The organism is Amycolatopsis australiensis (assembly GCF_900119165.1).
In the GTDB taxonomy this organism is placed as follows: Bacteria; Actinomycetota; Actinomycetes; order Mycobacteriales; family Pseudonocardiaceae; genus Amycolatopsis; species Amycolatopsis australiensis.
On the sequence record NZ_FPJG01000006.1, the window covers coordinates 3,246,780 to 3,273,234 of the forward strand.

The 26,455-nt window shown below is 72.4% G+C and carries 24 protein-coding genes; 18 read left to right on the forward strand and 6 right to left on the reverse strand.

The features are described 5' to 3' along the window. The first annotated feature begins 79 nt into the window (after positions 1-79). The 14 genes from BT341_RS16935 to BT341_RS17000 all read left to right on the forward strand — a co-directional run bounded on the left by BT341_RS16935 (position 80) and on the right by BT341_RS17000 (position 15,340). Positions 80-877 carry a TIGR03084 family metal-binding protein gene (locus BT341_RS16935; RefSeq protein WP_072477231.1) on the forward strand — a complete coding sequence of 266 codons (798 nt, stop codon included), beginning with the start codon at positions 80-82 and terminating at the stop codon, positions 875-877. A 248-nt stretch (positions 878-1,125) separates the two neighbouring features. Continuing rightward, a complete protein-coding gene (locus BT341_RS16940; protein WP_072477232.1) occupies positions 1,126-6,954 on the forward strand; it encodes a type I polyketide synthase in 5,829 nt (1,942 codons plus the stop codon). A 2-nt stretch (positions 6,955-6,956) separates the two neighbouring features. Continuing rightward, positions 6,957-7,409, forward strand: a complete 453-nt coding sequence (locus BT341_RS16945; protein WP_072477233.1) for an acyl-CoA thioesterase — start codon at positions 6,957-6,959, stop codon at positions 7,407-7,409. 2 nt (positions 7,410-7,411) lie between these two features. Continuing rightward, complete coding sequence (locus BT341_RS16950) at positions 7,412-7,975, forward strand: flavin reductase family protein (RefSeq protein WP_072477234.1); 564 nt, start codon at positions 7,412-7,414, stop codon at positions 7,973-7,975. An 11-nt stretch (positions 7,976-7,986) separates the two neighbouring features. Further along, the gene (locus BT341_RS16955; protein ID WP_072477235.1) at positions 7,987-9,057 is read left to right on the forward strand and encodes an NAD-dependent epimerase/dehydratase family protein; all 1,071 of its coding nucleotides are present in this window, start codon (positions 7,987-7,989) and stop codon (positions 9,055-9,057) included. After that, positions 9,054-9,239, forward strand: a complete 186-nt coding sequence (locus tag BT341_RS16960) for a DUF6222 family protein (RefSeq protein ID WP_072477236.1) — start codon at positions 9,054-9,056, stop codon at positions 9,237-9,239. Before BT341_RS16955 ends, BT341_RS16960 begins: the two co-directional genes overlap by 4 nt. Before the next feature lie 164 nt (positions 9,240-9,403). Beyond that, entirely contained in the window at positions 9,404-10,945 is a 1,542-nt protein-coding gene (locus BT341_RS16965) for an acyl-CoA carboxylase subunit beta (RefSeq protein ID WP_425426478.1), read from the forward strand. Positions 10,946-10,955: 10 nt separating this feature from the next. Then, positions 10,956-11,150, forward strand: a complete 195-nt coding sequence (locus BT341_RS16970; protein WP_072477238.1) for an acyl-CoA carboxylase subunit epsilon — start codon at positions 10,956-10,958, stop codon at positions 11,148-11,150. A 569-nt stretch (positions 11,151-11,719) separates the two neighbouring features. Next, positions 11,720-11,854, forward strand: coding sequence for a hypothetical protein (locus BT341_RS47295; RefSeq protein ID WP_281255986.1), 135 nt, complete (start codon positions 11,720-11,722; stop codon positions 11,852-11,854). Between the two features lie 127 nt (positions 11,855-11,981). After that, a complete protein-coding gene (locus tag BT341_RS16980; protein ID WP_425426369.1) occupies positions 11,982-12,332 on the forward strand; it encodes a DUF6235 family protein in 351 nt (116 codons plus the stop codon). A gap of 251 nt (positions 12,333-12,583) precedes the next feature. Next, positions 12,584-13,060 carry a DUF6423 family protein gene (locus BT341_RS16985; RefSeq protein ID WP_072481998.1) on the forward strand — a complete coding sequence of 159 codons (477 nt, stop codon included), beginning with the start codon at positions 12,584-12,586 and terminating at the stop codon, positions 13,058-13,060. 16 nt (positions 13,061-13,076) lie between these two features. After that, positions 13,077-14,396, forward strand: coding sequence for an FAD/NAD(P)-binding protein (locus BT341_RS16990; protein ID WP_072477239.1), 1,320 nt, complete (start codon positions 13,077-13,079; stop codon positions 14,394-14,396). Further along, positions 14,389-14,829 (forward strand): DUF6187 family protein, encoded by a 441-nt coding sequence (locus tag BT341_RS16995; RefSeq protein ID WP_072481999.1) that lies wholly within the window; start codon positions 14,389-14,391, stop codon positions 14,827-14,829. The genes BT341_RS16990 and BT341_RS16995 overlap by 8 nt, the downstream gene beginning before the upstream one ends. Beyond that, on the forward strand, positions 14,801-15,340 hold the full coding sequence (locus BT341_RS17000) for a carboxymuconolactone decarboxylase family protein (RefSeq protein WP_072477240.1): 540 nt from the start codon (positions 14,801-14,803) through the stop codon (positions 15,338-15,340). Before BT341_RS16995 ends, BT341_RS17000 begins: the two co-directional genes overlap by 29 nt. Positions 15,341-15,356: 16 nt before the next feature. Here BT341_RS17000 and BT341_RS17005 read toward each other — a convergent pair whose 3' ends face one another. From BT341_RS17005 to BT341_RS17020, 4 genes are all read right to left on the reverse strand, one after another. After that, positions 15,357-15,962: a response regulator transcription factor gene (locus BT341_RS17005; protein WP_072477241.1), complete on the reverse strand. Its 606-nt coding sequence runs from the start codon at positions 15,960-15,962 to the stop codon at positions 15,357-15,359. A gap of 300 nt (positions 15,963-16,262) precedes the next feature. Next, positions 16,263-16,697, reverse strand: a complete 435-nt coding sequence (locus tag BT341_RS17010) for an SgcJ/EcaC family oxidoreductase (RefSeq protein WP_084742882.1) — start codon at positions 16,695-16,697, stop codon at positions 16,263-16,265. Between the two features lie 10 nt (positions 16,698-16,707). Further along, entirely contained in the window at positions 16,708-17,877 is a 1,170-nt protein-coding gene (locus BT341_RS17015; RefSeq protein WP_072477242.1) for an acyl-CoA dehydrogenase family protein, read from the reverse strand. 77 nt (positions 17,878-17,954) lie between these two features. After that, positions 17,955-19,355, reverse strand: a complete 1,401-nt coding sequence (locus BT341_RS17020; RefSeq protein WP_072477243.1) for a cation:proton antiporter domain-containing protein — start codon at positions 19,353-19,355, stop codon at positions 17,955-17,957. 218 nt (positions 19,356-19,573) lie between these two features. On the opposite strand from BT341_RS17020, the gene BT341_RS17025 reads away from it, so the two are divergent. The 4 genes from BT341_RS17025 (at position 19,574) to BT341_RS17040 (ending at position 23,995) form a co-directional block, all read left to right on the forward strand. Beyond that, on the forward strand, positions 19,574-20,968 hold the full coding sequence (locus BT341_RS17025; protein ID WP_072477244.1) for an NAD(P)/FAD-dependent oxidoreductase: 1,395 nt from the start codon (positions 19,574-19,576) through the stop codon (positions 20,966-20,968). A 135-nt stretch (positions 20,969-21,103) separates the two neighbouring features. Further along, the gene (locus BT341_RS17030; RefSeq protein ID WP_072477245.1) at positions 21,104-22,501 is read left to right on the forward strand and encodes an FAD-binding oxidoreductase; all 1,398 of its coding nucleotides are present in this window, start codon (positions 21,104-21,106) and stop codon (positions 22,499-22,501) included. 80 nt (positions 22,502-22,581) lie between these two features. After that, a complete protein-coding gene (locus BT341_RS17035; RefSeq protein WP_072477246.1) occupies positions 22,582-23,244 on the forward strand; it encodes a glutamate racemase in 663 nt (220 codons plus the stop codon). Between the two features lie 244 nt (positions 23,245-23,488). Then, the gene (locus BT341_RS17040; protein WP_218177735.1) at positions 23,489-23,995 is read left to right on the forward strand and encodes a DDE-type integrase/transposase/recombinase; all 507 of its coding nucleotides are present in this window, start codon (positions 23,489-23,491) and stop codon (positions 23,993-23,995) included. Positions 23,996-23,997: 2 nt separating this feature from the next. Here BT341_RS17040 and aroF read toward each other — a convergent pair whose 3' ends face one another. Both aroF and BT341_RS17050 read right to left on the reverse strand, forming a co-directional pair. Then, positions 23,998-25,044 (reverse strand): 3-deoxy-7-phosphoheptulonate synthase, encoded by a 1,047-nt coding sequence (gene aroF / locus BT341_RS17045; protein WP_072477248.1) that lies wholly within the window; start codon positions 25,042-25,044, stop codon positions 23,998-24,000. Positions 25,045-25,096: 52 nt separating this feature from the next. After that, positions 25,097-26,368: an aminotransferase-like domain-containing protein gene (locus BT341_RS17050; protein ID WP_425426370.1), complete on the reverse strand. Its 1,272-nt coding sequence runs from the start codon at positions 26,366-26,368 to the stop codon at positions 25,097-25,099. Positions 26,369-26,455: the final 87 nt, after the last annotated feature.

Consider the following 26,455-nt stretch of genomic DNA (forward strand, 5'->3'; position numbering starts at 1 on the left):
GGTGGCTCCCCTTGCCCGCCGCCGCGGCGGTGGCCGCCGGCCCCCCGAACAGACGTCGCACCGGTGAGAGGACAGACAGGTGACTGACACCACGGGCGTGATCGCCGACCTGACCGCCGAGGCCGCCGAAGTCGACGCGCTCGTCGCCGGCCTCGCCGAAGCCGAGTGGGACACCCCCACCCCGGCTCCGGGCTGGGCCGTCCGGCACCAGATCGCGCACCTCGCGTTCATCTTCCGCATCGCGGGCCTCTCGGCCGCGCAGCCGCAGGCCTTCACCGAGATGACCAAGGCCGTCGCGTCGATCGGCTTCGAGAACGCGGTCGAAGGCGCGCTGCAGGAGTTCGTCCACGATCCGGCCGAAGTCCTGCTGAGCCGCTGGCGCGCCGAGCGCGACACCGGCATCAAGGCGCTGGCCGCCGTCCCCGGCGACCAGCTGGTGCCGTGGCTGGTGAACCCGCTGCCGCCGTACGTGCTCGCCTGCGCCGGGATGATGGAGCTGTTCGGCCACGGCCAGGACATCGCCGACGCGCTCGGCGTGCGGCCGCGGCGCACCGACCGGATCAAGCACCTCGCCGGGTTCGCCGTGCGGGTCCGGGACTTCGGCTACGAGGCGCGGAACCTGACCCCGCCCGCGGAGGAGTTCCGCTACGAGCTCACCGCGCCGTCGGGCGAGCTCTGGACGTTCGGGCCCGCCGACGCGACCCAGCGGGTCAGCGGCAGCGCCGAGGACTTCTGCCTGCTTGTCACCCGGCGGCGGCACCGCTACGACCTCGACATCCGGGCGAAGGGCACGCTGGCCGACCAGTGGCTCGACATCGCCCAGGCCTATCGCGGGCCCGCCGGGCAGGGCCGCCGTCCCGGCCAGTTCGGCGCCTGAAGCAAACGGTGTGCCCCGTTGTCCCAGCGTGCTGACGTGCGCGCCGGCGGCAGCGGGAAAGAAGACGGTCCGCACCGCGCGGGAGATGCTGAACCCCGGCGGCCCGGCGGACCGGGTGAACCGGGCAGCGGCGCCGCCGCGGCCCGAGGAAGTGACCGGACGCGGGAGCCCCATCCCGCACCGGAGGACAGCGGGGACCTGACGGTTCCGGTGATACGGGGCTCGAGAGCCAGTGGGAGTGCGGTGGCATGAGCGTAGAGCGGATTTCGATCGTCGGTATCGGTCTCCGGTACCCCGACGCGAGTTCTCCGGAGGAGCTCTGGGAAAACGTGCTGGCCGGGCGCCGGGCGTTCCGCAGGCTGCCGGACGAGCGGATGAACCGGGCGGACTACTACTCGCCCGACCCGAAGGCGCCGGACCGCTTCTACGCGCAGAAGGCGGCCGTGCTGCGGGACTACGAGTTCGACCGGGTCGCGCACAAGGTCGCCGGCAGCACATTCCGGGCGACCGACACGACGCACTGGCTGGCGCTCGACGTCGCCGCCGCGGCCCTCGCGGACGCCGGCTTCGGCGAAGGTGAAGGGGCGCCGCGCACGACCACCGGTGTCGTCATCGGCAACAGCCTCACCGGCGAGTTCTCCCGCGCGAACATCATGCGGCTGCGCTGGCCGTACGTCCGCCGCACGGTCGCCGCCGCGCTCACCGCCCGCGGCTGGGAGGACGAGGAGACCGCGAACTTCCTGCGCGAGCTGGAGATCCAGTACAAGGAGCCGTTCCCGGAGATCAACGAGGACACCCTCGCCGGCGGCCTGGCGAACACCATCGCCGGCCGCGTCTGCAACCACTTCGACTTCGCCGGCGGCGGGTACACCGTCGACGGCGCCTGCTCGTCCTCGCTGCTTTCCGTGGTGACCGCGGCCAACGCGCTCGCCCAGGGCGACCTCGACCTGGCCATCGCCGGCGGCGTCGACCTCTCGATCGATCCGTTCGAGGTGATCGGCTTCGCCAAGACCGGCGCGCTCGCCAAGCGCGAGATGAAGGTCTACGACGCCGACTCCAACGGCTTCTGGCCCGGCGAGGGCTCGGGCATGCTCGTGCTGATGCGCGAAAGCGACGCCATCGAGCAGGGCAAGCGCATCTACGCGTCGATCGGCGGCTGGGGTGTCTCCTCCGACGGCAAGGGCGGCATCACCCGGCCCGAGGCCGCCGGGCACCGGCTCGCCCTCAAGCGCGCCTACGACCGCGCGGGCTACGGCGTCGAGACCGTCTCCTACTTCGAGGGCCACGGCACCGGCACCGCGCTGGGCGACGCCACCGAGATCGAGGCGCTGTCCACCGCCCGCCGCGACGCCGACCCGCTGGCCGAGCCGGCCGCGCTGTCGACCATCAAGGGCAACATCGGGCACACGAAGGCCGCGGCCGGGGTCGCCGGCCTGATCAAGGCGACGCTGGCGGTGTACCACCAGGTCATCCCGCCGGCCACCGGGCACTACGAGCCGCACGAGTCGCTGACCGGCACGTCGGCGCGGATGTACGTCCCGCGTGACGCGACGCTCTGGCCGGAGGACCGCCCCGTCCGCGCCGGCGTCTCCGCGATGGGCTTCGGCGGCATCAACTCCCACGTCACCGTCACCGAGGCGCCGACCGCGGCCCGTCGCCGCGAGCTCGACGAGCGGGCCCGCACCCTCGTGGCCGGACGGCAGGACGCCGAGCTGCTGCTGTTCGACGCCGACGACGTGGCGACCCTGCGCGGCGACATCGCCGCGACGCTGGAGGTCGTGCCCAAGCTGTCGTTCGCCGAGCTGACCGACCTCGCCGGCGAGCTGGCCGGGAAGCTGGCCGGCCGGGCGGTGCGCGCCGCGGTCGTCGCGGCCAACCCCGAGCACGCCGAGCGGAAGCTGACCAAGCTGCTCGAACAGCTGGAATCCGGTGACTCGGTGTTCGACCCGGCCGACGGCATCTTCGCGAGCAGCCGCGGCTCGGCCCCGAAGATCGGCTACCTGTTCCCCGGCCAGGGCTCCGGCCGTGGCGGCGACAGCGCCCTGCGCCGCCGGTTCGCCGTGGCCGAGGAGATCTTCCGCATCGCGGGCCTGCCGGTCACCGGCGACCAGGTCGCCACCGAGGTGGCCCAGCCGCGGATCGTCACCGGTTCGCTGGCCGCGCTTCGCGTGCTGCGCTCGTTCGGCATCGAAGCCGCCACCGCCACCGGCCACAGCCTCGGTGAGCTGACGGCGCTGCACTGGGGCGGCGCGCTCGACGAGCGTGGCCTGCTCGAGCTGGCGAAGGTCCGCGGCAAGGTGATGGCCACGACGGCAGGCGACGGCACCGGCGCCATGGCCGGGATCGCCGCGTCGCCGGGCCGGGTCGAGGAGCTGGGCCTGGGCGACGACGTCGTCATCGCCGGGTACAACGCGCCCGAGCAGACCGTCATCTCCGGCCCGGCCGCGGCGATCGACAAGATCGTCGCCCGGGCCAAGGCCCAGGGCGTCGGCGCGACCCGGATCAAGGTCTCGCACGCCTTCCACTCGCCGGCGGTCGAGCCGGCCGCGAACGCCATGACCGAGCGGCTCGGCGAGTTCGGTTTCGCCCGGCTGGAGCGGCCGGTGGTCTCCACCGTCAGTGGCGACGTGCTGCACGCCGCGGAGAACCTGCCGGAGCTGCTGCACGACCAGATCGTGCTGCCGGTCCGCTTCCGCGAGGCCGCCGCCAAGGTGGCCGAGCGCAGCGACCTCGTGGTCGAGGTCGGCCCTGGCCGCGTCCTGACCGGGCTTTTCGAGGAGATCGCGCCGGAGACGCCGGTGCTGGCGATCGACACGGACAACGCGTCACTGCAGGCCCTGCTGCGGGTCGTCGGCGCGGCGTTCGCGCTCGGCGCGCCCGTCTCGGTGGACGCGCTGTTCGAAGGCCGGGTCGTGCGCGCCCTGCCCGCCGACGGCGAGTTCAGCTTCCTCGCCAGCCCGTGCGAGGCCGCGCCGTCGATCGACAGCGAGCTGGCCGCCGAGCTGGCCGCGGAGAAGGCGCAGGCCGCCGAGGCCGGCACCGCCACCGCGGACGGCGACTCCGGCTCGACGCTGGACCTGCTGCGCAAGCTCGCCGCCGAGCGCGTCGAGCTGCCGCTGGAGGCGGTCACCGCCGACACCCACCCGCTCGACGACCTGCACCTGTCGTCGATCACGGTCGGGCAGCTGGTCAACGACGTCACCCGGGCGCTGGGCCGGCCCGCCCTTGAGGGCATGCCGAACTTCGCGACCGTGTGCCTCGGCGAGCTCGCCGAGATGATCGACGAGCTGGCGCAGACGGCGAAGCCGACCGACACGACCGCCGGCGAAGCTCCCGGTGTCGGGCCGTGGGTCCGGCCGTTCGCGGTCGAGTACGTGCCCGCGCCACGGCCGTCGGCGGACCTCACGCCCGGGGCCGGCCGCGCCGAGTGGCAGGTCTTCGCCACGCCACGGCACCCGCTGGCCGAGCCGCTGAAGGCCGCGCTCGCCGCGTCCGGCGCCGGTGACGGCGTGCTGCTCTGCCTGCCGGCGGACTGCGACTCCAGCCACGTCGGGCTGTTCCTCGACGCCGGCCGCGCCGTCATGGCCGCCCCCAACGGCACGCGCTTCGTGGTCGTGCACCACGGCTACGGCGCTGCCGGCCTGGCCCGCACCCTGCGCCTGGAGGACCCCTCGGCGAAGACGACGATCATCGACTTCGCCGACCCGGCACCGTCCGATGTGGACGAGATCGCCGAAGCCGTGCACACCGTGGTGGCCGAGGTCGCCGCGACCACGGACTTCACCGAAGCCCGGTACGGCGCCGACGGTGGGCGCACGGTGCCGCGGCTGTCGGCGCTGCCGGCGCCGAAGCCCGGCCCGATCCGCGACTCGCTGGACTCCTCCGACGTCCTGCTCGTCACCGGTGGCGGCAAGGGCATCACCGCGGAGAGCGCGCTGGCCCTGGCCAAGGACTCCGGTGCGAAGCTGGCCCTGCTGGGCCGCAGTGACCCGGAGACCGACACCGAGCTGGCGGAGAACCTCGACCGCATGGAGGCGGCGGGCATCCGCTACCGCTACGAGCGCGCCGACGTGACCAGCGCACCGCAGGTGGCCGACGCGGTCGCGCGGATCGAGGCCGACCTCGGCCCGGTCACGGCGGTGCTGCACGGCGCGGGCCGCAACGAGCCCGCCGCCCTCTTCAGCCTCACCGAGGACAGCTTCCGCAAGACCCTCGCGCCGAAGATCGGCGGCCTCAACGCCGTGCTCGCCGCGGTCGACCAGGACCGCATCAAGCTCCTGGTCACCTTCGGCAGCATCATCGGCCGGGCGGGCCTGCGCGGTGAAGCGCACTACGCCACGGCGAACGACTGGATGACCGAGCTGACCCTGCGCTTCGGCCAGGAACACCCGAAGGCGCGGGCGATCGCGCTGGAGTGGTCGGTCTGGTCGGGCACCGGCATGGGCGAGAAGCTCGGTGTCGTGTCCGCCCTGATGCGCGACGGCATCACGCCGATCCCGACCGAGGAGGGCATCACCATCCTCCGCCAGGTGCTGGCCGACCCGGCCGCGCCGCCGGTGCTGGTGGTCTGCGGCCGCACGTCGGGGCTGGCCACGCTGCCGATCCAGAAGCGGGAGCTGCCGCTGACCCGGTTCGTCGACCGCGCGATCGTGCACTACCCGGGCGTCGAGCTGATCACCGAGGCCGACCTGTCCGACGGGGCCGACCCGTACCTGACCGACCACCTGCTCGACGGGCAGCTGCTGTTCCCGGCGGTGATCGGCATGGAGGCCATGACGCAGGCCGCGGCGGCGACGCTGGACCGCACCGGCACCCCGGTGCTCTCCGACGTCGAGTTCCTCCGGCCGATCATCGTCTCGCCGGGCGGCTCGACGACGGTCCGGCTGGCCACGCTGGCCCGCGACGCCGACACCGTCGACGTCGTGATCCGCAGTGACGAGACGGGCTTCAGCGCCGACCACTTCAAGGCGCGGCTGAGCTTCGCCCGGCCGGCCGAGCTCGGCGAGCGCGTGGCCCGCGAAGTCGCGCTGCCGCCGGTGCCGGTGGAGCCGATCAGCGAGCTGTACGGCTCGGTCCTGTTCCAGGGCAAGCGGTTCCAGCGAGTACTGGGCTACCGGCGGGCGAGCGCCCGCCACGCCGTGGCCGAGATCGCCACCAGCGCCGACCACTCGTGGTTCGCGCCGTTCCTCCCGCAGGAGCGGCTGCTGGCCGACCCCGGCACGCGGGACGCGATGATGCACGCGATCCAGTGCTGCGTCCCGGACGCGACGCTGCTGCCGCAGGGCATCGAGAAGCTGTACCTGGCCGAGCCCGGCCGCCAGCACGACGAGTACGTCCTGCTGGACGCGAAGGAACGGCAGCAGAACGGCGACAGCTACGTCTACGACCTCGACGTGCGCAACCCGGACGGGACGCTGGTCGAGCGCTGGGAAGGCCTGAAGCTGCGCGCGGTCCGCAAGCGCGACGGCGCCGGGCCGTGGGTCCCGTCGATGCTCGGGTCCTATGTGGAGCGTTCCTGCGAGCGGCTGCTCGGCGGGACGCGGTCGGTCGTGCTGGAACCCGACCCGGCGGGCCGCCCGGCCGAGGGCATCGCCGAGCGCCGGGCGCAGACCGCGCTCGCCGCGGGCCGCGCGCTCGACCGCCCGGTCGAGGTCCGCTACCGCCCCGACGGCAAGCCGGAGTGCGACGGCGGCGTCCAGGTCACCGCGTCGCACACCGCGGAGCTGACCCTCGTGGTCGCCGGCGCCGGCCAGGTCGCCTGCGACATCGAGACGGCGATCGAACGCACCGAGGAGGACTGGGCCGGGCTGCTGGGCGAGGAACTGCTCGCCCTCGGCAGGCTGCTGGCCGCGGACACCGGCGAACCGATCAGCGTGGCCAACACGCGGGTCTGGAGCGCGCTGGAGTGCGTCCGCAAGACCGGCTCGATGACCCAGGCCCTCACCGTGCGCCAGGTCGACGCCGACGGGTGGGCGCTGCTCGCCTCCGGCGCCGCCCGGATCGCCACCTGGTCGACCACGGTCAACGACCGCACCGACCCGATCGTGTTCGCCGTGCTCCACGCAGAGGGGAACTGAAGATGTCCGACTACTACGAGATCCGCCACACGGTCGGCTTCGAAGAGACCAACCTGGTGGGCAACGTCTACTACGTGAACTACGTGCGCTGGCAGGGCCGGTGCCGCGAGATGTTCCTCAAGGAGAAGGCGCCGGCGGTGCTCGAGGAGGTCCGCCACGACCTCAAGCTGTTCACCCTCAAAGTGGAATGCGAGTTCTTCGCCGAGATCACCGCGTTCGACGAGCTGTCCATCCGGCTGCGGCTGGAGGAGCTGACCTCGACGCAGATCCAGTTCGCGTTCGACTACGTCCACCTCACCCCCGAGGGCGACGAGCGGCTGGTGGCCAGGGGACGGCAGCGGATCGCGTGCATGCGCGGGCCCAACACGGCCACCGTGCCGTCGCGGGTCCCCGAGCAGCTGCGCGAAGCGCTGGTGCCCTACTCGACTGCCGCGGTCAACGGCAAGGGAGTCTGACAGTGGGCTACGAATCGGACCCGCCCGTGCTGAAGCGGCTGCCGAAGTCGCCGGCACGCCGGGGCCTCTCGCCCCAGCCGGGGCTGAGGCAGGTGATGGCGCAGTTCGCGACCGGGGTCACGGTGCTGACGGCGGGCGGCGAGGACGCGCACGGCATGACCGCGAACGCGTTCTCGTCGGTGTCGCTGGAACCGCCGATGGTGCTGTGCTGCGTGTCCAAGGCGGCCCGGATGCACACCGCGATCGTCAGCGCGGGCTCGTTCGGGGTCAACATCCTCGCGGCGGACCAGCAGGAGACGTCGAAGTACTTCGCCGACTGGCGGCGGCCCGACGGGATGGCCCAGTTCGAAGCCGTCGGCTACACGCCGGGGGCCAGGACCGGCGCCCCGCTGCTGAACGGCGCGCTGGCCTGGCTGGAGTGCGAGCTGGCGCAGGTGGTCGAGGGCGGTGACCACTCGATCTTCCTGGGCCGGGTGCTCGCCACCAGCCGCGGCACCGGCGAGCACGCGCTGGTCTTCTACGGCGGCGCCTACCACCACGTCGACGGGAAGGCCCGCGCGGCCTGAAGGGGACGGTCATGCTGATCGCGGTCACCGGCGGCACCGGCTTCCTCGGTGCCCACACGGTCGCGGCGCTGCTGCGGCGGGGGCACCGGGTGCGGCTGCTCGCCCGTGACCCGGCCGCGGTGCCGTCCACAGTGGACGTCGTGGCGGGTGACGTCACCGATCCCGCCGCGGCCCGGCGGCTGGTGGCCGGCGCGGACGCGCTGGTGCACGCGGCCGGCGTCTACACGTTCGACAGCCGGCGCCGCCGCGAGCTGTGGCGGGTCAACGCCGGCGGCACCGAAGTGGTCCTCGCGGCCGCGCGCCGGGCCGGCACCGGCCGGATCGTGCACGTGTCGACGGTCGGCGCGCTGTACCCGGCGAGCACGCCGTCGATCGGGGTGCCGAGCCCGGTCGGCACGTCGCGGGAGCCCTACCTCGCCTCGAAGGCGGCGGCGGAGCGGATCGCGCGGCGGCACCGGTCGGCGGGCGCGCCGGTCGTCGTGACGTACCCGCCGGCGCTGCTCGGCCCGGACGACCCGCGGCTGGGCGACCAGAACGCCCGGCTGCGCGACGTCCTGCGCGGGCTGACGCCGATCTGGCCCGGCGGCGGGCTCCCGGTCGGGGACGTCCGCGACTCGGCGGAGCTGCACGCGCGGGTCGTGGCCGATCCGGCCCCGGCCGGCGGGTTCTTCGGGCCGGGGCGCTTCCTGACGACCCGCGAGTACCTGGCGACGGTCCGGGCGGCCACCGGGCGGCGGCTGCCGGCGGTGGTCCTGCCGCCGCGGGCGCTGTACCCGGCGGGCTGGTTCGCGGACCGGCTGCAGCGCGTCTGGCCGTGGGCGCTGCCGGTGCAGTACGGCGCGATCCACGTGTGTGCGACGGCGGTGCCGGTGGCCGGCGACGCGCCGGCGGCCGGGGTCGCGGCCCGGCCGGTACTCGGGACCGTGCGAGACACGGTGGCCTGGCTGCACGCCACCGGGCGGCTCACCGGCCGGCAGGCGGGCGCGGCGATTCTTCCCGATCCGTCCACTTCGGACGGAACCGGGTCAGTTCCCACCGGTCCCGGACCCGGGACCGTTCCGATGGAGGAGGTCCTGCCATGACCACCAGCGACGCCGGGCACGCGGACACCGGTGACCGGCAGCCCGTCGCGGCGGCCCCGACGCCGCCGCCGGTCGAGGCACTGGTCCGCCCGATGCCCCGGCTGGGCCGCGGGCTGGTCTGGTCCGACATCGTCGCCGAGATCGAGCGGGACCACCGGGCCCGGATGAGGGATGCCGCGTGAGCGGACCCCAGGACGCCGGTGCGGCGCGGGCAGACGACGAGGAGGTGGTGCCGGTCCCGGACGGGGTCCGGCGCCGCCGGCTCGGCCGCCCCGCGTCGTCCGGGGACGCGCAGATCATCGAGCTGGCCCGCGCCGCCGACCTGGCGCCGCCGTCGCCGCCCGACATGCCCCTGCTGCGCAAGCGCCGGGAGGAGCTGCGCGCGCACATCCACGAGGGCAAGCTCGACGCGGTCCGGCGCCAGCACTCGCTGGGCAAGCTGACCGCGCGCGAACGGCTCGCGCTGCTGCTCGACGAAGACTCCTTCACCGAGATCGAGCCGTACCGGCGCCACCAGGCGACCGGGCCGGGCCTGGCGGGCAACCGCCCGCACACCGACGGCGTCGTCGCCGGCTCCGGCACGATCGACGGGCGCCGGGTCTTCGTCTACGCCCAGGACTTCACTCTTTTCGGTGGTTCGCTCGGTGAGGCGCACGCGGCGAAGATCCACAAGGTGCTCGACCTGGCGGTGGCCAACGGCGCGCCGGTGATCGGGCTCAACGACAGCGGCGGCGCCCGCATCCAGGAGGGCGTGCTGGCGCTCAACGGCTACGGTGGCATCTTCCGCCGTCAGGTCGAGGCGTCCGGGGTGATCCCGCAGATCAGCGTGATCCTGGGCCCGTGCGCGGGCGGCGCGGCGTATTCGCCGGCACTCGCCGACTTCACGTTCATGGTGCGCGACACGGCGCGGATGTACCTGACCGGGCCGGACGTCGTCGAGGCCGTGAGCGGGCAGCGCGTCACGCACGAGGAGCTCGGCGGCGCGGACGTCCACGGCAGCGCTTCCGGTGTCGCGACGGTGGTGCACGACGACGAGGAGAGCTGCCTGGCCGATGTCCGGTACCTGGTGTCACTGCTGCCGTCGAACTACCTCGACCCACCGCCGGCGACCGCGCCGACGAACGCGAAGGACGATTACCGGCCGCGGCTGGCGGAGCTGGTGCCGGTGGAGCCGAACCAGCCGTACGACATGCGGGACGTGTTCACGGAGATCGCCGACGACGGCGAGTTCTTCGAGCTGCACGAGGGCTGGGCGCGCAACGTGCTCTGCGCGCTCGCGCGGATCGACGGCCGGGTGGTGGGCCTGGTCGGCAATCAGCCGGTCGTGTTCGCCGGCGTGCTCGACGGGCCGGCGTCGCAGAAGGCGGCGCGGTTCGTGCGGTTCTGCGACGCGTTCGGCATCCCGCTGGTGAGCCTGGTCGACGTCCCGGGCTTCCTGCCGGGGGTGGAGCAGGAACGCGGCGGCATCATCCGCCAGGGCGCGCAGCTGCTGCACGCGTACTGCGAAGCGACGGTGCCGCGTATCCAGGTGATCCTGCGCAAGGCGTACGGCGGCGCGTACATCGTGATGGACTCGCGGTCGATCGGCTGCGACCTGTCGTTGGCGTGGCCGACGAACCAGATCGCGGTGATGGGCGCGGAGGGCGCGGTGAACGTGCTGTACCGCCGCGACCTGGCGGCCTCGCCGGACCCGGCGGCGTTGCGCGCGAAGCTGGTGGCGGAGTACACGGAGGAGTTCCTGAACCCGCAGTACGCGGCGGAGCGCGGCTTGGTGGACGACATCATCGACCCGGCGGAGACCCGCGCGGCGGTGGCCCGCGGGCTGGCGATGCTGCGCGACAAGCGCAAGCCGGCGCCTGGCCGCAAGCACGGCAACCTGCCGATCTGAGGGGGTTTCGATGTCCGCGATCCGCGTGCTGCACGGCGCTCCGGACGACGGCGAGCTGGCGGCATTGGTGGCGGTGCTGCAATCGCTGGCCGCGCCCCGGCGGCCGGAGGTCCCGCGCTCGTCGGCTTGGGGGGATCCGGCTTGGCGGTCTCCGTCCGTCGAGCCGCGGGCGGGGGCTTGGCGGATGTCGGGGTTGCCGCACTGACTCCCTCGCCGACTCCCGCTGACAGCTGTGAATGCACATTCACGGGACTTCCCGGCAGCCGGGCCGCAGGTACCCGGCGGCGGCCCGCGCCCGCCGGGGCGCCCGTGGCGGATCTGGCGTGGTGGTCCGCGGGGCGCCGTGCGGCGCGGTGGTCAGCGAGGTGGGGCCGCCAGCAGGCAACCCCCCCAGCGCGTCGTCAGGCGGCGTGGCCCGGCATCTTCCGCAACTTCCTCGCCGCCGCCTGTTCTCGGCCCGGTGAGTGCGTTGTGTGGCCCGGGTGGACCGCCACGTACCGCACCTCTCCGTCCGTGAACGCCTCCACCTCCGTGCGCTCGTCCGGCCTGAACTCCGCTCCGCACACGCCGCACGTGCGCTGGCGGTCCGCCGCGCCGCCCAGGGGCCTTCTGTCCTCCATCACGCGCCTCCCCGTCGATTTCCCTTCCCCTCCAGTGCACTCCTCCGCACCCGCCCGCGGCCACTCGCAGGCTGCGCACGCCAGTGGTTCCCATCCGATCCTCGACCCGCTTGGCGGATCGTCGTCCCGTACCCCGACACAGCGGAGGAACGTCATGACAGCAGCAGCGGTACCGGCCGACGACCGGACCCCGCCGCCCGCCGAGGAGCCCCGCGCGCTCCGGCTGGTGGAAACGCCCCAACCCGGCGGTGAGGAGCCCGGTGAGCACATCGTGCTCGGCTACAACTGACGCGGTGGCTCCGGCGCCGGACACGGACGGTGCCGGAGCGCACGCTCGGAGATGAGCGCCGCGCGGCCCGCCGAGCAGAATTGACGGTGTTCGGGCCGGAGTGTCACCGCAGCACGGTGGCCCATGCGTGCCGGCGATCGGCGACGTTCGGTTGGGAGGCCGGCGGATGGCAATGCGCCTCCAGCTCGTGGCGGGCCTCGAGGTCCTCGAAAGCTGGGCCGAGACGGCGTCGCAGGCCGAGCGGAACCTCGTCTACGAAGCCCTGTTCGCGGTCGGCGACGGTTCCGCCTTTCTCGTCTACGACATTTTCGGTGATCCCCGGGATCCCGGTAATTTCCTCATCATGGTGAAACCGGGACTGGTCTTGAAAGTAATGGTGCAACGCGCCGATTCCGCGTTCGAAATCCGTTATGTCGGCGCGGCCGGGGATGAGCTCGATGCCGCCACGGCGTCGCAGGAGACCTCCCGTCCCGAGTGAAACTGCTGGTCCGAACGGCGCAACGGGCGCACGCACCCGGGTGCCCGCGTTTCCGCTGATCGGCCGCCGGATTCCGGCTTCCGAACGTGCATTCCTCACCTTGACAGCGTCTCTCGCCGTGTGAAAGCCTTTGTGTGTTCGCTGGTCAGGCCGCTATTTCTGGGGTGGGTAACGTAGGAGGCTGCACCATGTCTTCACCCGAATTGCCAGGACTCGATGTTTCCAGCCGGGTGCGCGCCCGGGACGTCCAGATGACCGGGACCGCCGACGTCGGCCGCCGGGTGCTCATGATCACCGGGGCCATCGACACGACCGATCACGACGTTTCGGTCAGTGTGAGCCTCCCCGAGCCCGGCCGCTGGCAGGTCATCAAGGCCGAAACCAACCTGACCGACCAGACATGGGTCGCGATGCAGGCCGTGATGGACGAGGACTCGACGTTCCTCGACGACGAAATGCTGATGTCGCCGCAGTTCGCGAAGAGCTTCATGACGCCGGACCAGCGCCGCCTCACCTTCTACGACGGTGAGGTCCGCCCGGGCGAGACCGTCCTGAAGACGTACTCGATGGAGACCGGCGGCCGCAAGCCGACCTACTTCTACTCGCGCTACAGCCCGATCGCCACCGACAGCGCCGAGCAGTCCCGGCAGACCCTCGAAGAGCTGGTCACCAACGGGATGAGCCAGCGCCCGGTGGTGGAGCTGATCGTCCCCGTCACGGTGCTCTGAGCCGGCGGCGGGCCGAGTGGTCAGCACCTTCGTACCCGAGCCGCACCTGCTCGACTCGCCGCGTGGCCGGGAGTGGCCGCGCCTGCCCGCGCCACCGTCCCCGACGCGGGCGGCGTCGCCGGCACCCGGCGCCGACGTCGTGATCGTCGGCGCCGGCCCGGCCGGGCTGGCCGTCGCCTCGGCACTGTGGCACCACGGCGTCACCGACGTCGCCGTGGTGGACCGCACCGGGCGGCCGTGCGGGCGGTTCTTCGACCGGATCGACCGGCTGGGCCAGCGCGTGCTGCGCTCGCCCTACGAGCACCACCCCGGCGTCGAAGGCTTCCGCGACTGCGAGCTGCTCGACTTCGCGCGGCTGCACTGGGACCGGCTGACACCGACCGAGCGCCGCGAGATCCGGATGTCGCAGGCCGGGCACCGGTCGGTCGTCCCGGTCGACGTCTTCGACGCCTACTGCGCGCACCTGGTCGCCACCCACCACGTCGGCGAGAAGACGTGGCAGGCGGCCGTGCGCGAGGTCGAGCCGGAACCCGGCGCGGTGACCGTGCGCACCGAACGCTTCTCCGTCGCCGCCCGGCACGTCGTGCTGTGCCTCGGCGAGGAACGCCGTCCCGCGCCCGAATCCTGGTGGGGCGGCGGCCGTCCGCCGTCCGGAGTGTCCTATTGGGACGAACCGGTGCCGCGCGGCGGCGGGCGCCAGATCGTCGTCGGTGCCGGGCTGACCGCCGCCCACCTGATCGGCAACGCGCTGGCCGCCGGGCGGGAGGTGCACTGGGTGATCCGGGAGCCCGGAGAGCGCTTTCAGTGCGCGGACGTCAACTCCGCGTTCTTCCGGCCCGAGGGGCGCGCCCGGTTCGACCGCGTCGGCTGGGGCGAGCGGCTGCGGCTGATGGGGCAGTTCCGCCGGGCGTCCATCATGTTCGAGTTCCGCCCGATGCTCGAGCGGGCGGAAGCCGAAGGACGGCTGGTCGTGCACCGCGGCGAGACGGTCACCCGGGTGTCCGGCGGCGCCCGCGTGCACCTGGCGGGGGGCCGGGTCCTCGGCGGCGACCTCGCGGTGCTGGCGCTGGGAACGACCCCGTCGATCGGCACCGGGCTGCTGCCGCCGGAACTGGTCGGGGAACGCGACGGCTGGCCGTCGCTGGACGAGCGGACCCTGGCCTACGAGCGGGAGCCGCGGGTCTCCGTGGTCGGCGCCGCGGCCGGGATGGCGCTGGGCCCGGCGGCCCGCAACATCGACGGCCACCGCGTCGCCACCGCCCGCGTCGCGGCCGCGATCGCCGCGCAGCTGCGCCACGGAACCGTCGCGCCGCAACGGGTGGTGGCCCGTGTCTGACAACCGGTTCGCGCTGCCCGCGGTCGACGAGCCCGGCTCGACCGAGGCCGGGATCATCCTGCTGGGCCTGGACGTCGACCGGCTGCTGGCCGGCGTCGGCTTCGCCCGGCTCGCCGACGACCCCGCCCTGGTCACCCAGGCGGTCGACCAGGCGCGCCACGGCGTGTTCGCGATCGACCTGCCCGGGTTGGTCCGGCTCGGCCGGGAGCGCTGGCTGGGCGTGCGCTGCAGGCTGCCCGCGTCCCGCACCGGCGAGCCGGGAGCGTTGCGCCGGGAGTGGGAGCGGGCACGGGACCGCGTCGCCGACGCCGTCCCGGAGGCCGGCCCCGCGTCGGCCGGGTACTTGACGGCGTGCCTGCTGCGCCGCGCCGAAGTCGATCGGTTCGCCGAAAGGGAAGAGCCCCATGTCCTACCTGAAGTCCCTGCCCGCTGAGACCACGCTGCTGCAGGTGTTCCGGGCGAACCCCGATCCGGCGCGGCACCTGCTGGACCTCCACGAGGTGCTGATGCGCGGCGAGTCGCCGTTCACGCCGGGGGAGCGCGAGCTGATCGCGGCGTATGTGTCCGGGGTGAACAGCTGCGGCTACTGCCACGGGATCCACACCGTCACCGCGGAGGCGTTCGGCGTCCCGGAGGGGCTGCTCGCGGCCGCGGTCGCGGACCTGGACACCGCACCCGTCGACGACAAGATCCGGCCCGTGCTCGCGTATGTCGGCAAATTGACCCGGACGCCGTCCCGGATGACCGAGGACGACGCCGAAGCCGTGTTCGCCGCCGGCTGGGACGAGCGGGCCCTGCACGACGCGGTGCTGGTGTGCGCGCTGTTCAACTTCATGAACCGCATGGTCGAGGGCCTGGGCATCCGCGCGGACGAGGCGTACGCATCAACGTCCGGGCTGCGGTTGAAGGACGGCGGCTACGCGGGCTTGGCCGCCTTGCTGTGAGGAGCGGGGCGCGTCCTCAGAGCCAGTCGGAGTCGGTGGCGATGCGGATCGCGTCGACGCGGTTGCGGGCGTTGAGTTTCGTGACCACCGCCGCGAGGTAGTTGCGCACGGTGCCCGCGGAGAGGAACAGCTCCGCGGCGATGTCGGCGACCGTGCGCCCGCGCGCGGCCAGCCGCAGGATCTCGATCTCGCGCGGGGTCAGCGGGCAGTCTCCCGTCTCCCACGCCGAAAGTGCCAGCTCGCTGTCGATGACGCGGCGGCCGATCGCGACCGAGCGCAGGGCGTTGGCCAGCTTGTCCGACGGCGCGTCCTTGAGCAGGAACCCGTTCACCTTCGCGTCGAGCGCGCGTCGCACGGTGCCGGGACGGCCGAGGCTGGTCAGGATCAGCGTCCGGCAACCGGGCAGGTGCTCGTGCAGCTCGCCGGCCGCGGTGAGCCCGTCCTTCTCCGGCAGGTCGATGTCGATGATCGCGACGTCAGGACGGCACGCCGTGGCGGTCGGCAGGATGTCGGCGCCCGAGGCGACCTGCGCGACGACTTCGATGTCGCTTTCCAGGTTCAGCAGGGCGGCGAGCGCGCCACGCACCATGTGCATGTCCTCGGCCAACAGGACTCGGATCACTCCGGCCCTCCTTCCTCCCAGTAACCCTCAGTGTACAGATCCGGCGCGGAAGAGTGAGGGCCATTCGGTGACAGTTCTGCCCGGATTGTCAGTACAGCCTTAGTGAACTGCGGTAACGGTGCCCGCGTCGAACGTTGGCGCGTGGCGCAACTGTTACACAACGTAACTACCAGCAGGATAATTCACTCGAATGTCGGCATCGGATCGACCTCTCGGCTGCGGGCATTTCGACCCTGGAACGGGACGAAAAAGAACCCGGGCCGCGAGGGGCGGCCCGGGTTCCGGGGGTGGGGCGGAGGGTCAGACGGTGCCCGGCTTCGGCAGCTGCTGCTTGGCCGGGGTGTTCTGGTAGGACGCCAGCTGCCAGGAGCCGTCGCGCTTCACGACGGTCCAGGAGGCCCGGATCGACTGGGCGTCGGAGACCTCGGTCTCGCCCGGGCCGAGCACGCCGCCCTGGGTGATGAGGACACCGGAGTCCGCGGTGAAGAACCGGATCTCGATCGGCCGCCCGGTGACCTGGGTGTCCTTGTAGTTGCCGGCGAACGACTCCTTCAGGAACGCGCGGATCTCCTCGCGGCCTTTCTTGAAGATGCCGGGCAGGATCATGGTGCCGTCTTCGGTGAAGACGCCGGCGAAGCCGTCGGCGTCGCCGTAGGCCCACGCGGCGATGACCTTCTGGGTCAGCGCGGCGATCGCGGCCTGGTCGGCGGCGGTGCCGGTTGCGGTCGTGGTCATCAGAGTCTCCCTAGATGTAGAGCGTGTTGGGCTCGAGCCCGCAGAGCACACGGCCGTACAGCTCGGTGTTGGTGTTCGGGTGCATCAGCGCGTGGAGGTTGACCGCGGCGACGTCGCGGGCGATGCGCTGGATCGGGATGCCGTGGTAGATCGAGGAACCGCCCGACGCCGTGGCCAGGATGTCGATGGACTCCTTGGCCAGCCGGACCACCGCGCCGAGGTCGGCCCGCGCGATCGCGCGCTCCTCCAGCTTCCACGGGGTGCCTTCGGCGGTCTTCGTGTCGACCAGCGTGGCCAGCCGGTGCGCGTGGAACTGGGCCTCGTCGATCTTCAGCGCCGACTCGGCCACCTGGTGGTGCGTGATCGGGGCTTCGCGCTGGGATTCGTAAGCGGTGTAAGTGATCTTGCGGTCGGGCAGCCGCTTGAGGAAGCTGTCCTGCGCCGCCTTCGCCATGCCCACCAGTGTCCCGACCGACGACGCCGAGGCGACCGGCAGCAGCGGCGACCGGTAGATCGAGCCGGGCGCGCCGCCCTGTCCCTCCAGCACCGCCGGCAGCGGGAGCACGCGCTCGGCCGGGATGAACACGTCCTGCGCCACCGTCGAGACGCTGCCGGTGCCGCGCAGGCCCGCGGTGTCCCAGTCGTCCACGATCAGCAGGTCCGACAACGGGACCAGCGCCATGATCGGGTACGGCTCGCCTTCGGCCGGGACGAGGATCGCGATGATCTCCTGCCACTGCGCGTGCAGCGCCCCGCTGATGAAGCCCCACTTGCCGTTCACCACGACGCCGCCGTCGACCGGCGCGGCCATCGCGGACGGGCTGAGCGTGCCGCACACGCGCACGTCCGGGGTCGAGAACACCTCGTCCTGCACCGCTTCCGGGAAGTGGCACGCCATCCAGGTGGGGATCCAGTACACCGAAGCCACCCAGGACGTCGAGCCGTCGGCGCGGCCGATCTCGGTGGCGACGTCGACGAGGGTGCGGGTGTCGGCCTCGAACCCACCGTACCGCTTCGGGCGGCGCAGCTTGAACACGCCGGCGTCCGCGAGCGCCTCGATGGACTCCTCGTGCACCCGGCGGTTCTGCTCGGACCACGACGTGTGCTTCTTCAGTACGGGCGCCAGTTCGGCCACGCGGCGAACCAGTTCCTCCCGCGTCGGAACATCGGTGCTCGACACCTTGACCTCCTAGATTGTCGACCGTCCCAGCTTCGCAGCGGGGCCGGGGAAGCGCGTCTTCCTGCTTGCCGGCAGGCTCACGCGGCGGCACGCTCGGAGGTGTGCCGCGGGAGCCCGAAGACGTTCTGGCCGTCCCGGCGCGCGAACCAGGTCGCCAGCGGCGCGGCCATCGCGGTCGAGACCAGCGCCATGATCACCAGCATCGTGAACAGCGCCGGGGACAGCACGCCGAGGTCGAGCCCGATGTTGAGCACGACCAGCTCGGTCAGGCCGCGGCAGTTCATCAGCACGCCGACCTGCAGCGACCGGTTCCAGTTCTCGCCGACCGCCCGCGCGGCCAGCGCCGAGCCGCCGAGCTTGCCCGCGACCGCCGCCACGAGGATCGCCCCGCACCACAGCCATCCGCCGGCCGAGATCGATGCGATGTCGGTGCGCAGCCCGCTGTAGGCGAAGAACAGCGGCAGCATCAACGCGGTGGTCAGGCCCCCTGCCTTCTCCGTCAGCCAGGTCGCGACCGGGTTGTCGCGCGGGAAGATCAGGCCGAAGACGAACGCGCCGAACATCGCGTGCACGCCGATCCACTCGGTGGCCAGCGCGCACAGCAGCACGCCGACCACCGAGACCGGCGCGGCCTTCCGCAGCCGGGCCGCCGGGACCCGGGCCACCACCTTGTGCAGCAGCGGCCGCACGACCAGGCCGAGGAACGCGACGAACGCCAGGGTCAGCGCGACCGTGAGCACCACCCCGAACAGGGAGGACGCCGTCGTCAGCGCGACCACCAGCGCCAGCAGGCTCCACGCCGTGACATCGTCGACCACCGCGCAGGTCAGCGCGACCACGCCGACCTCGGTGCGGAACAGGCCGATCTCGTGCAGGATCCGGACCAGCACCGGCAGCGCCGTGATGCTCAGCGAAACACCGAAGAACAACGCGAAGGCGAGGAAGCCGACGCCGGCGGGCGCGAACCGCGTGTAGGCGAAGACCGCGAGCCCGACCCCGAGCAGGAACGGGAACGCGATGCTGACGTGGCTGACCACGACCGCGAGCCGTCCGCGTCCGCGCAGCAGTTTCGTGTTCAGCTCCAGTCCGGCGAGGAACACGAAGAAGATCACGCCGAGCTGGGCCACGACGTTCAGCTGCGGGATCGCGGCCTTGGGCAGCAGCACCGCCGCGCCGCCGGGCCACAGCGCCCCGAGCACGGACGGGCCCAGCAGGATGCCGGCGGTGATCTCGCCGATCACCGCCGGCTGCCCGATCCGGCCGCCGAGCCAGCCGACGACCTTGCAGGCCCCGACCACGACGGAGATCGCCAGCAGCAGCTGGGCCAGCGACGGGCCGGCCGCGGCCTTCGCCTCGGCGGCGCCGTCGCCGCCGGCGCCCTGGCCGAGCAGGACGATCGCGATCACGACGGGCACCACGACCAGTCCGAGGTAGACACCCAGGGCGCGGATCCCGGTCCGCGGCTTCGCGTCGGTCATGTGACTCCGATCAGGCTCGGTGACGTGCGCGGCGGGCGGGCGCGCTCGAGCGCCCGCCGATGGCCAGACGCTAACGACCGCGGATCGAGGCACGCTCGAAGAACGACCGGGCGGTGGTCCGAAGTGGACAGGACACCGCAGGCGAGAAGACGCGGCCGGGTCGCGGGCGGACGACGATTCTGGACGTGTCCGGCTGACTATCTATTGGAGGCGTCCGGATGGGCGAATACCTTGGCGAACGCGCCGTCGTGCTCGGCGGCGGCATGGCCGGCCTGCTCACTGCCCGCGTGCTCTCGGAGCGCTACCGGGCCGTCGTGCTCGTCGAGCGCGACACGATCCTCGGCGTGACCGAGACCCGGCGCGGGGTGCCGCAGGGCCACCACGCCCACGGGCTGCTCGCGCGCGGCCAGCAGATCCTCGAAGCCTTTTTCCCGGGGCTGCAGGCGGAACTGACCGCCGACGGCATCCCCAGCGGTGACCTGTCCGGCCGCCTGCGCTGGTACTTCAACGGGAAACGCCTGCAACAGCGGGATTCCGGCCTGCTGAGCGTGTCGGCGACGCGCCCGGAGCTGGAGGCGCACGTCCGCACGCGGGTCGCCGCGCTGGCGAACGTCGAGCTGCGCGAGCGGACGGTGATCCAGTCGCTGGTGGCGACCGCCGACCACGCCCGCGTCACCGGCGTGCGGGTGAGCGGGGACGGCGCCGAGCCGGAAACGATCCTCGCCGACCTCGTCGTCGACGCGACGGGCCGGGGCAGCCGGTCCTCGCTGTGGCTGGAGGAGCTCGGGTACGAGCGCCCGGCCGAGGAACGGATCAAGATCGACCTCGCCTACACCACCCGCCAGTTCGAGCTGGACACCGACCCGTTCGGCGACGACCTCGCGATCAACCCGGTCGCCTCGCCGGCCAACCCGCGCGGCGGGTTCTTCGTGAAGCTGCAGGGGAACGTCGCGCTGCTGTCGCAGACGGGGCTGCTCGGCGACCACCCGCCGCGCGACGCCGAAGGCTTCCTCGAGTTCGCGAAGACGCTGGACGCGCCCGAGGTGTACCGGGCCGTCCGCACCGCGAAGCCGATCACTGGGATCACCAGCTTCAAGGTGCCCGCGAGCGTGCGCCGCCGGTTCGACCGGCTGACCCGGTTCCCGGCGGGCCTGCTCGTCATCGGCGACGGCGTCTGCGCGTTCAACCCGGTGTACGGCCAGGGCATGACGGTCGCGGCGATGGAGGCCGACCAGCTCGCCCGCCACCTCGACGACGGCGGTGTCCGGCCGCTGCGGTTCTTCAAGGAGATCAGCCCGACCATCGACGTGCCGTGGGACATCTCGGCCGGCGGCGACCTCGCGTTCCCCGGGGTCGAGGGCCCGCGTCCGCTGAAGGTCAAGATGGGCAACGCCTACATGGCGAAGCTGCATTCGGCGGCGACGGTCGACGGCCGGTTCACCGAGGCGTTCTTCCGCTCCGCGGGCCTGGTGGACCCTCCGGCCGCGCTGATGCGGCCGAGCCTGGTGGTCGGCGTGCTTCGCGCCGCGCGCCGCGCGAAGGCGGCCGAGCGCGTGGCTCCGGTCGCGCCGATCGGGCAGAACCCGCCGTCCTCGGAGGATCTCGCCGCCTGACCGGCTGCGCGAAAGGCACCTTCCTCCCTCACCGGAGGAAGGTGCCTTTCGGCGTGTCCACGGCTGGGTCCTCGCGAGTGCCGTCTTCGGGCGGCGGGCTGGAGTCGCGCGGGCGGGCGGGTTACGTTGGCTCCCATGGGATCTCCGATCGAGGACCTGCTGGCGGTGCTGCCCGGCGACCGGGTGCGCACCGACCCCGCCGTGCTGGCCGCGCACTGCCGCGACGAAGCCGACCTGTGCGACGCGGGCACGCCGCTCGCCGTCGTGCGGCCGCGCAGCACCGCCGAGGTCGCCGCGGTCGTGCGGGTGGCCGCCGCGCACCGCGTGCCGGTCGTGCCGCAGGGCGCGCGCACCGGGCTGACCGGCGCGGCCAACGCGGTCGACGGCGCCCTCGTCGTCTCGCTGACCGGCCTGAACCGGATCCTCGAACTCGACGCCGGCGAGCGGATCGCCGTCGTGCAACCGGGTGTGGTCAACGCGCAGCTGCGCTGGGCGGCCGCCGAAGCCGGGCTCGCCTACCCGCCCGACCCCGGATCCTGGGAGTCGTCGACGATCGGCGGCAACGTCTCGACCGACGCGGGTGGCATGTGCTGCGTCAAGTACGGCGTCACCCGCGAGTACGTGCTCGGCCTGGAAGTCGTGCTCGCCGACGGCGAGATCCTGCGCTGCGGCCGCCGGACCGTGAAAGGTGTCGCCGGCTACGACCTGACCGGCCTGTTCGCCGGGTCGGAGGGCACGCTCGGGATCATCACCGAGATCACCGTCCGGCTCCGCCCGGCGCCCGGGGAGACCCGGACCGTCGTGGCGGTGTACCCGGCGATGGCGGCGGCCGGGCGGGCGGTTGCGGCGATCGTCGCCGCCGGGCACGTGCCCAGCATGCTCGAGCTGCTCGATCGGACGCACCTGCGGGCGATCGAGGCGTACCGGCCGATGGGCCTGGACACCTCGGCCGCGGCCATGCTCCTGGCCGCCACGGACACCGGAACCGGGACCGAGCTGGCGGCGATCGCCGAGTGCTGCCGGCAGGCCGGCGCGAGCGAGCTGTACGTCGCCGAGGACGCGGTCGAGGCCGAAGCGTTGACCAGTGCGCGCCGGCTGGCCCACCCGGCGATGGAACACCTGGCCCGTCAGGCGTTTCCGGGCGGCCGGGGCGGGCTCGTCGTGGACGACGTCGCGGTGCCGAGGGCCCGCGTCGCCGACCTGGTCGACGGCGTCGAGGAGATCTCGGCCCGGCACGGCGTCCTGGTCGGGGTGGTCGGCCACGCCGGCGACGGCAACCTGCACCCGGTCATCGTGGTCGACCGGGCCGACGAGTCCAGTGTGGACCGCGGACGGCTCGTGTTCGACGAGATCATGCGGCTGGGCCTCGCGCTCGGCGGCACGTGCACCGGCGAGCACGGCGTCGGACTGCTCAAGAAGGACTGGCTCGCCCGGGAAATCGGGCCCGTCGGCACGAAAGTCCACCGGGCGCTGAAGACCGCGCTCGACCCGGACGGGATCTTCAACCCGGGCAAGGTGATCGCGCTTCCCTGACGGCACTCCGGAGGAAGGCGGGCCGCCGTCCGCGCTGGAACCATCGGCAGGGACGGGACACTGCGCGGGACGGAGACGCGATGACGACGGACGAGGTGGCGGTCATCGCCGGCACGCCTTACGACTCCGGCCTCGGCGCCGAGCTGCTGAGGGCCGCGGGACTGGCGGCTGTCCCGCACGCCATGGCGGCCTCACCGGACGAGCAGGACTCGTTGCAGCACCAGGACCCCGGTGCGTTGGCGACGGCGTTCCACGCGCGGCTGGCCGAGCTGCGCGCCCGCGGCGGCGAGCTGGCGATGTTGTTCTGCAACTCGCTGTCCGCCGTGGTGGACCACGACAGCTCGGCGCTGCCGGTGGTTTCGCCGGTCACGGTCTACCGGGAAGCGTTCCCGAGGCTGCGTTCGTCGCTGGTGGTGACCGGTAACGCGCACGCCCTCGTCGGCGTCGAGCGGACGGCGTGGCAGGTCAGCCCCGGCCACCGGATGGTCGGGGTGTCGGATCCGGGCCTGGTCCGCGGAATCGAGGCGGGCGACCCGGCGGCGGCGTACGAGACGTCGCACCTGCCGGCGACCTTGCGCCTCGCCGAGCAGCTCGGCCTGGAAGCGGTGGTCCTGGCGTGCACGCACTTCACGGCGGTGCTCCCGTTCGTGACGGCGGCGTGCGCACTGCCGGTGGTCGACGTCGGCACCCGGCTCGTGGAGCTGACCGTCGAGGCGGTCACGAACCGGGCGGCCGCCGCCTAGGTCTAAAACTGACAGAGGTTGTTGACAGTCCGGGCTCCCGGTCAAGGGAAGCCCATGGCTGAGCGGGTGTGGAGTGCGAAGGGCCTGGCCAGGCGCGTGAACCGGGGCTTGGCCGTCCTTCGTCACGCCGAAGAAGTCAGCGGCAACGTCGCAGCGACCTGCCGCCCCCGCTACCACGACCAGGAGATCGGCCACTCGACGATCTACCGCATCCTCGGGGCGCCTGGGCATGAGCCGGCTACCGGTGTCTCAGCGCTACAAACGCCACCAGCAGCGGTGGAAGCGGTATGAGAAGCAGCGTCCCGGTCGTCAGCTGCAGATCGACGTCAAGTTCGTCGAGCCGACCACCGACGATGCTGGGCGGAAGAAGCGGTATTGCGAGTACACGGCGATCGACGACTGCAGCCGCCTGCGGATCTTGCGGATCTACCCTCGTTCCGATCAGAAGACCGCGATCCAGTTCACCGACTATGTGCTGTCCGGGCTGCCGTTCCAGGTCGAGAAGATCCAGACCGGCAACGGTGCGGAGTTCCAGTCAGCATTCCACTGGCACCTGCTCGACCACGGCATCGGCCATGTCTACATCCGGCCCGCAACGCCGCGGCTCAACGGCAAGGTCGAACGTTCCCATCGCATCGACGCCGAGGAGCCCTCACGGTGGCCCGGCAGGCCAGACCCGTATGAGGGGCTCCTACAGAAGACCCAACCCCCATCCCAGGGTGTCAACGACCAGAAACAGCAGCACACCTAGGCTCAGCCCGCCAGGAGAGGCCGGTTCCACCACGTCGAAGCCTGCCGCCCGACCACCCCGGTCAGCGCGTCCAGCTCTTTCGCCAGCCGGCTGAGGTCCGCCGCCACGAGTGCCTGGGGGCCGTCGCACTTGGCCTGCTCCGGCTGTGGGTGCACGTCGACCAGTACGCCGTCCGCGCCGATCGCGATGGCCGCGCGGGAGAGCGGGAGGACCAGGTCTCGGCGGCCGCCCGAATGGGAGGGGTCGATCATCACCGGCAGGTGTGAGAGCCCCTGGACGACCGGGACCGCCGAGATGTCCAGCGTGTTGCGGGTCGCCGTCTCGAACGTGCGGATCCCGCGCTCGCACAGGACGATGTCGAGGTTGCCGCGTTGCGCGATGTACTCGGCGGCCATCAGCCACTCCTCGATGGTGGCGCTCATGCCGCGCTTGAGCAGCACCGGCTTGCCCGCTTCGCCGACCGCCTGCAGCAGCCCGAAGTTCTGCATGTTCCGGGTGCCGACCTGCAGCATGTCGGCGTACCCTGCGACCATCTCGACGTCGTCGGCCGCGACGACCTCGGTGACCACCGGCAGGCCCGTCTCCGCGCGGACGTCGGCCAGGATCCGCAGGCCGAGCTCGCCGAGACCCTGGAACGCGTACGGCGAAGTGCGCGGCTTGAACGCGCCACCGCGCAGCAGCGTCGCGCCCGCCGCCTGGGCCATCCGGGCCGCCGCCAGGGTCTGCTCCGGTGTCTCCACCGCGCACGGCCCGGCGATCAGGGTGACCGTGTCCGGGCCGATCGGCACGCCGCGGACGTACACCGTGGACCGTTCCGGGTGGTGTTCGCGGCTCACCAGCTTGTACTTGGCGGAGATGCGCGTGACGCTCTGCACGCCCCGCAGCCCGGCGAGGTTGAGCGTCTCGAACCGGTCGACGTCGCCGACCAGCCCGATGATGACCCGGCTCACGCCGCGGCTGACGAAGGCCTCGCCGCCCGCCGCCGTCACCCGGTCGACGACCGCTTCGACCTCCGCGGTCCCCGCGTCCGTTGCCATGACGATGACCATGTTCTCCGCACCTTCCAGCGCTGTGGGCTCGACCGCCGGCGGGCGCCGGAGATCAGGGGAGACGTCCGGTGACGAGGGCGGCGAGCCGGGCGACGCCTTCTTCGATCAGCTCCGGGGTGAGCAGGCTGATCGACAGGCGCAGCTGGGTGAAGCCGCCCTTGCCGCCGTAGAAGTGGTGCATCGGGGTGAACAGCACGCCGTGGTCGCGGGCCGCGTGTTCCAGCAGGGCGTCGTCGACGGTGAAGGGCACCGTGACGGTGATGAAGAACCCGCCCGTCGGGGTGTTCCAGCCGACGCCGGGGCAGGCGCCCAGCGCGCGGTCGAGCGCGTCCAGCGTCAGGCGGAGATTGCGCTGGTAGACGGCCGTCTCGCGGACGTTCGCGGCGGTGAGGCTGTAGTCGTTGAGCAGGAGCTTCCCGGCGATCACCGCCTGGGCGATCGGGGAGGTGTTCACCGTCAGCATGCCCTTGAGCTTCGACAGCTGGTCGGCGAGCACGCCGCCGCCGGCCACGGGCTGGTCGGCCACGACGTAGCCGACGCGGGCGCCGGGCATGCCGGTCTTGGCGAACGAGCCGAGGTAGACGACGGCCGCCGAGTCGTCGAGGGCTTTCAGCGAAGGCAGGCGATCCGCGCCGAAGAGGCCGTACGCGTTGTCCTCGAGGAGCAGGATGTCGTGCGCGGCGGCGATCTCGAGGAGACGGCGGCGGGCGCGCACGTCCATGCTGGTGCCGGTGGGGTTGGCGAAATCCGGCGTCACGTAGCAGGCCCGGACCCGCTCGCCCGCTTCACCGGCCAGCTTCAGCTGGTGCACCAGGTCGTCGAGGTCGATTCCGTCCACTGTGGACCTGACGGGCCGGACGGGCGTGTCGGTGATCAGCGCAGCCCCGGTCAGGCCGACGTAGGTCGGCGCGGGGGCGAGCACCACGTCCCGGTCGTCCGCCCGCAGCGCCCGCAGCACCAGGAACAGGGCCTCCTGGCAGCCGACGGTGACGACCACGGACTCCGCGGGGACGTCGATGTTCTCGTCCACGGCAAGGTTCCGGGCGACGAGGCCCGCGATGACGCCTTTCGTGGCGCCGTACTGGAAGAGCGTGCGGGTGATTTCCGCTTCGGTGAGCTTCCGGTCGCGCCGGAGGTGGTCGCAGTAGGCGTCGAGGTACCGGTGCACCAGGCCGACGTCGAAGAACTCTTCGTACGGCCGGCCCGCCGCCATGGAAATGGCCCGCGGGTACCGCTCGATCAGCTCGTTGAGCAGGTTCATGGACGAGATGGCCGGATCGGCGAGGGATCCGTGCAGTGTCTCCGTGCTCAGTTGAGTGGGCAAAACCGCGCTCCTTCGGCCGATCACCTGGTTTTCAGTATGCGTTCCGGGTGCGGCCGGGCTTCTCCGGCGCTGCGGTCGGCGTGCGGC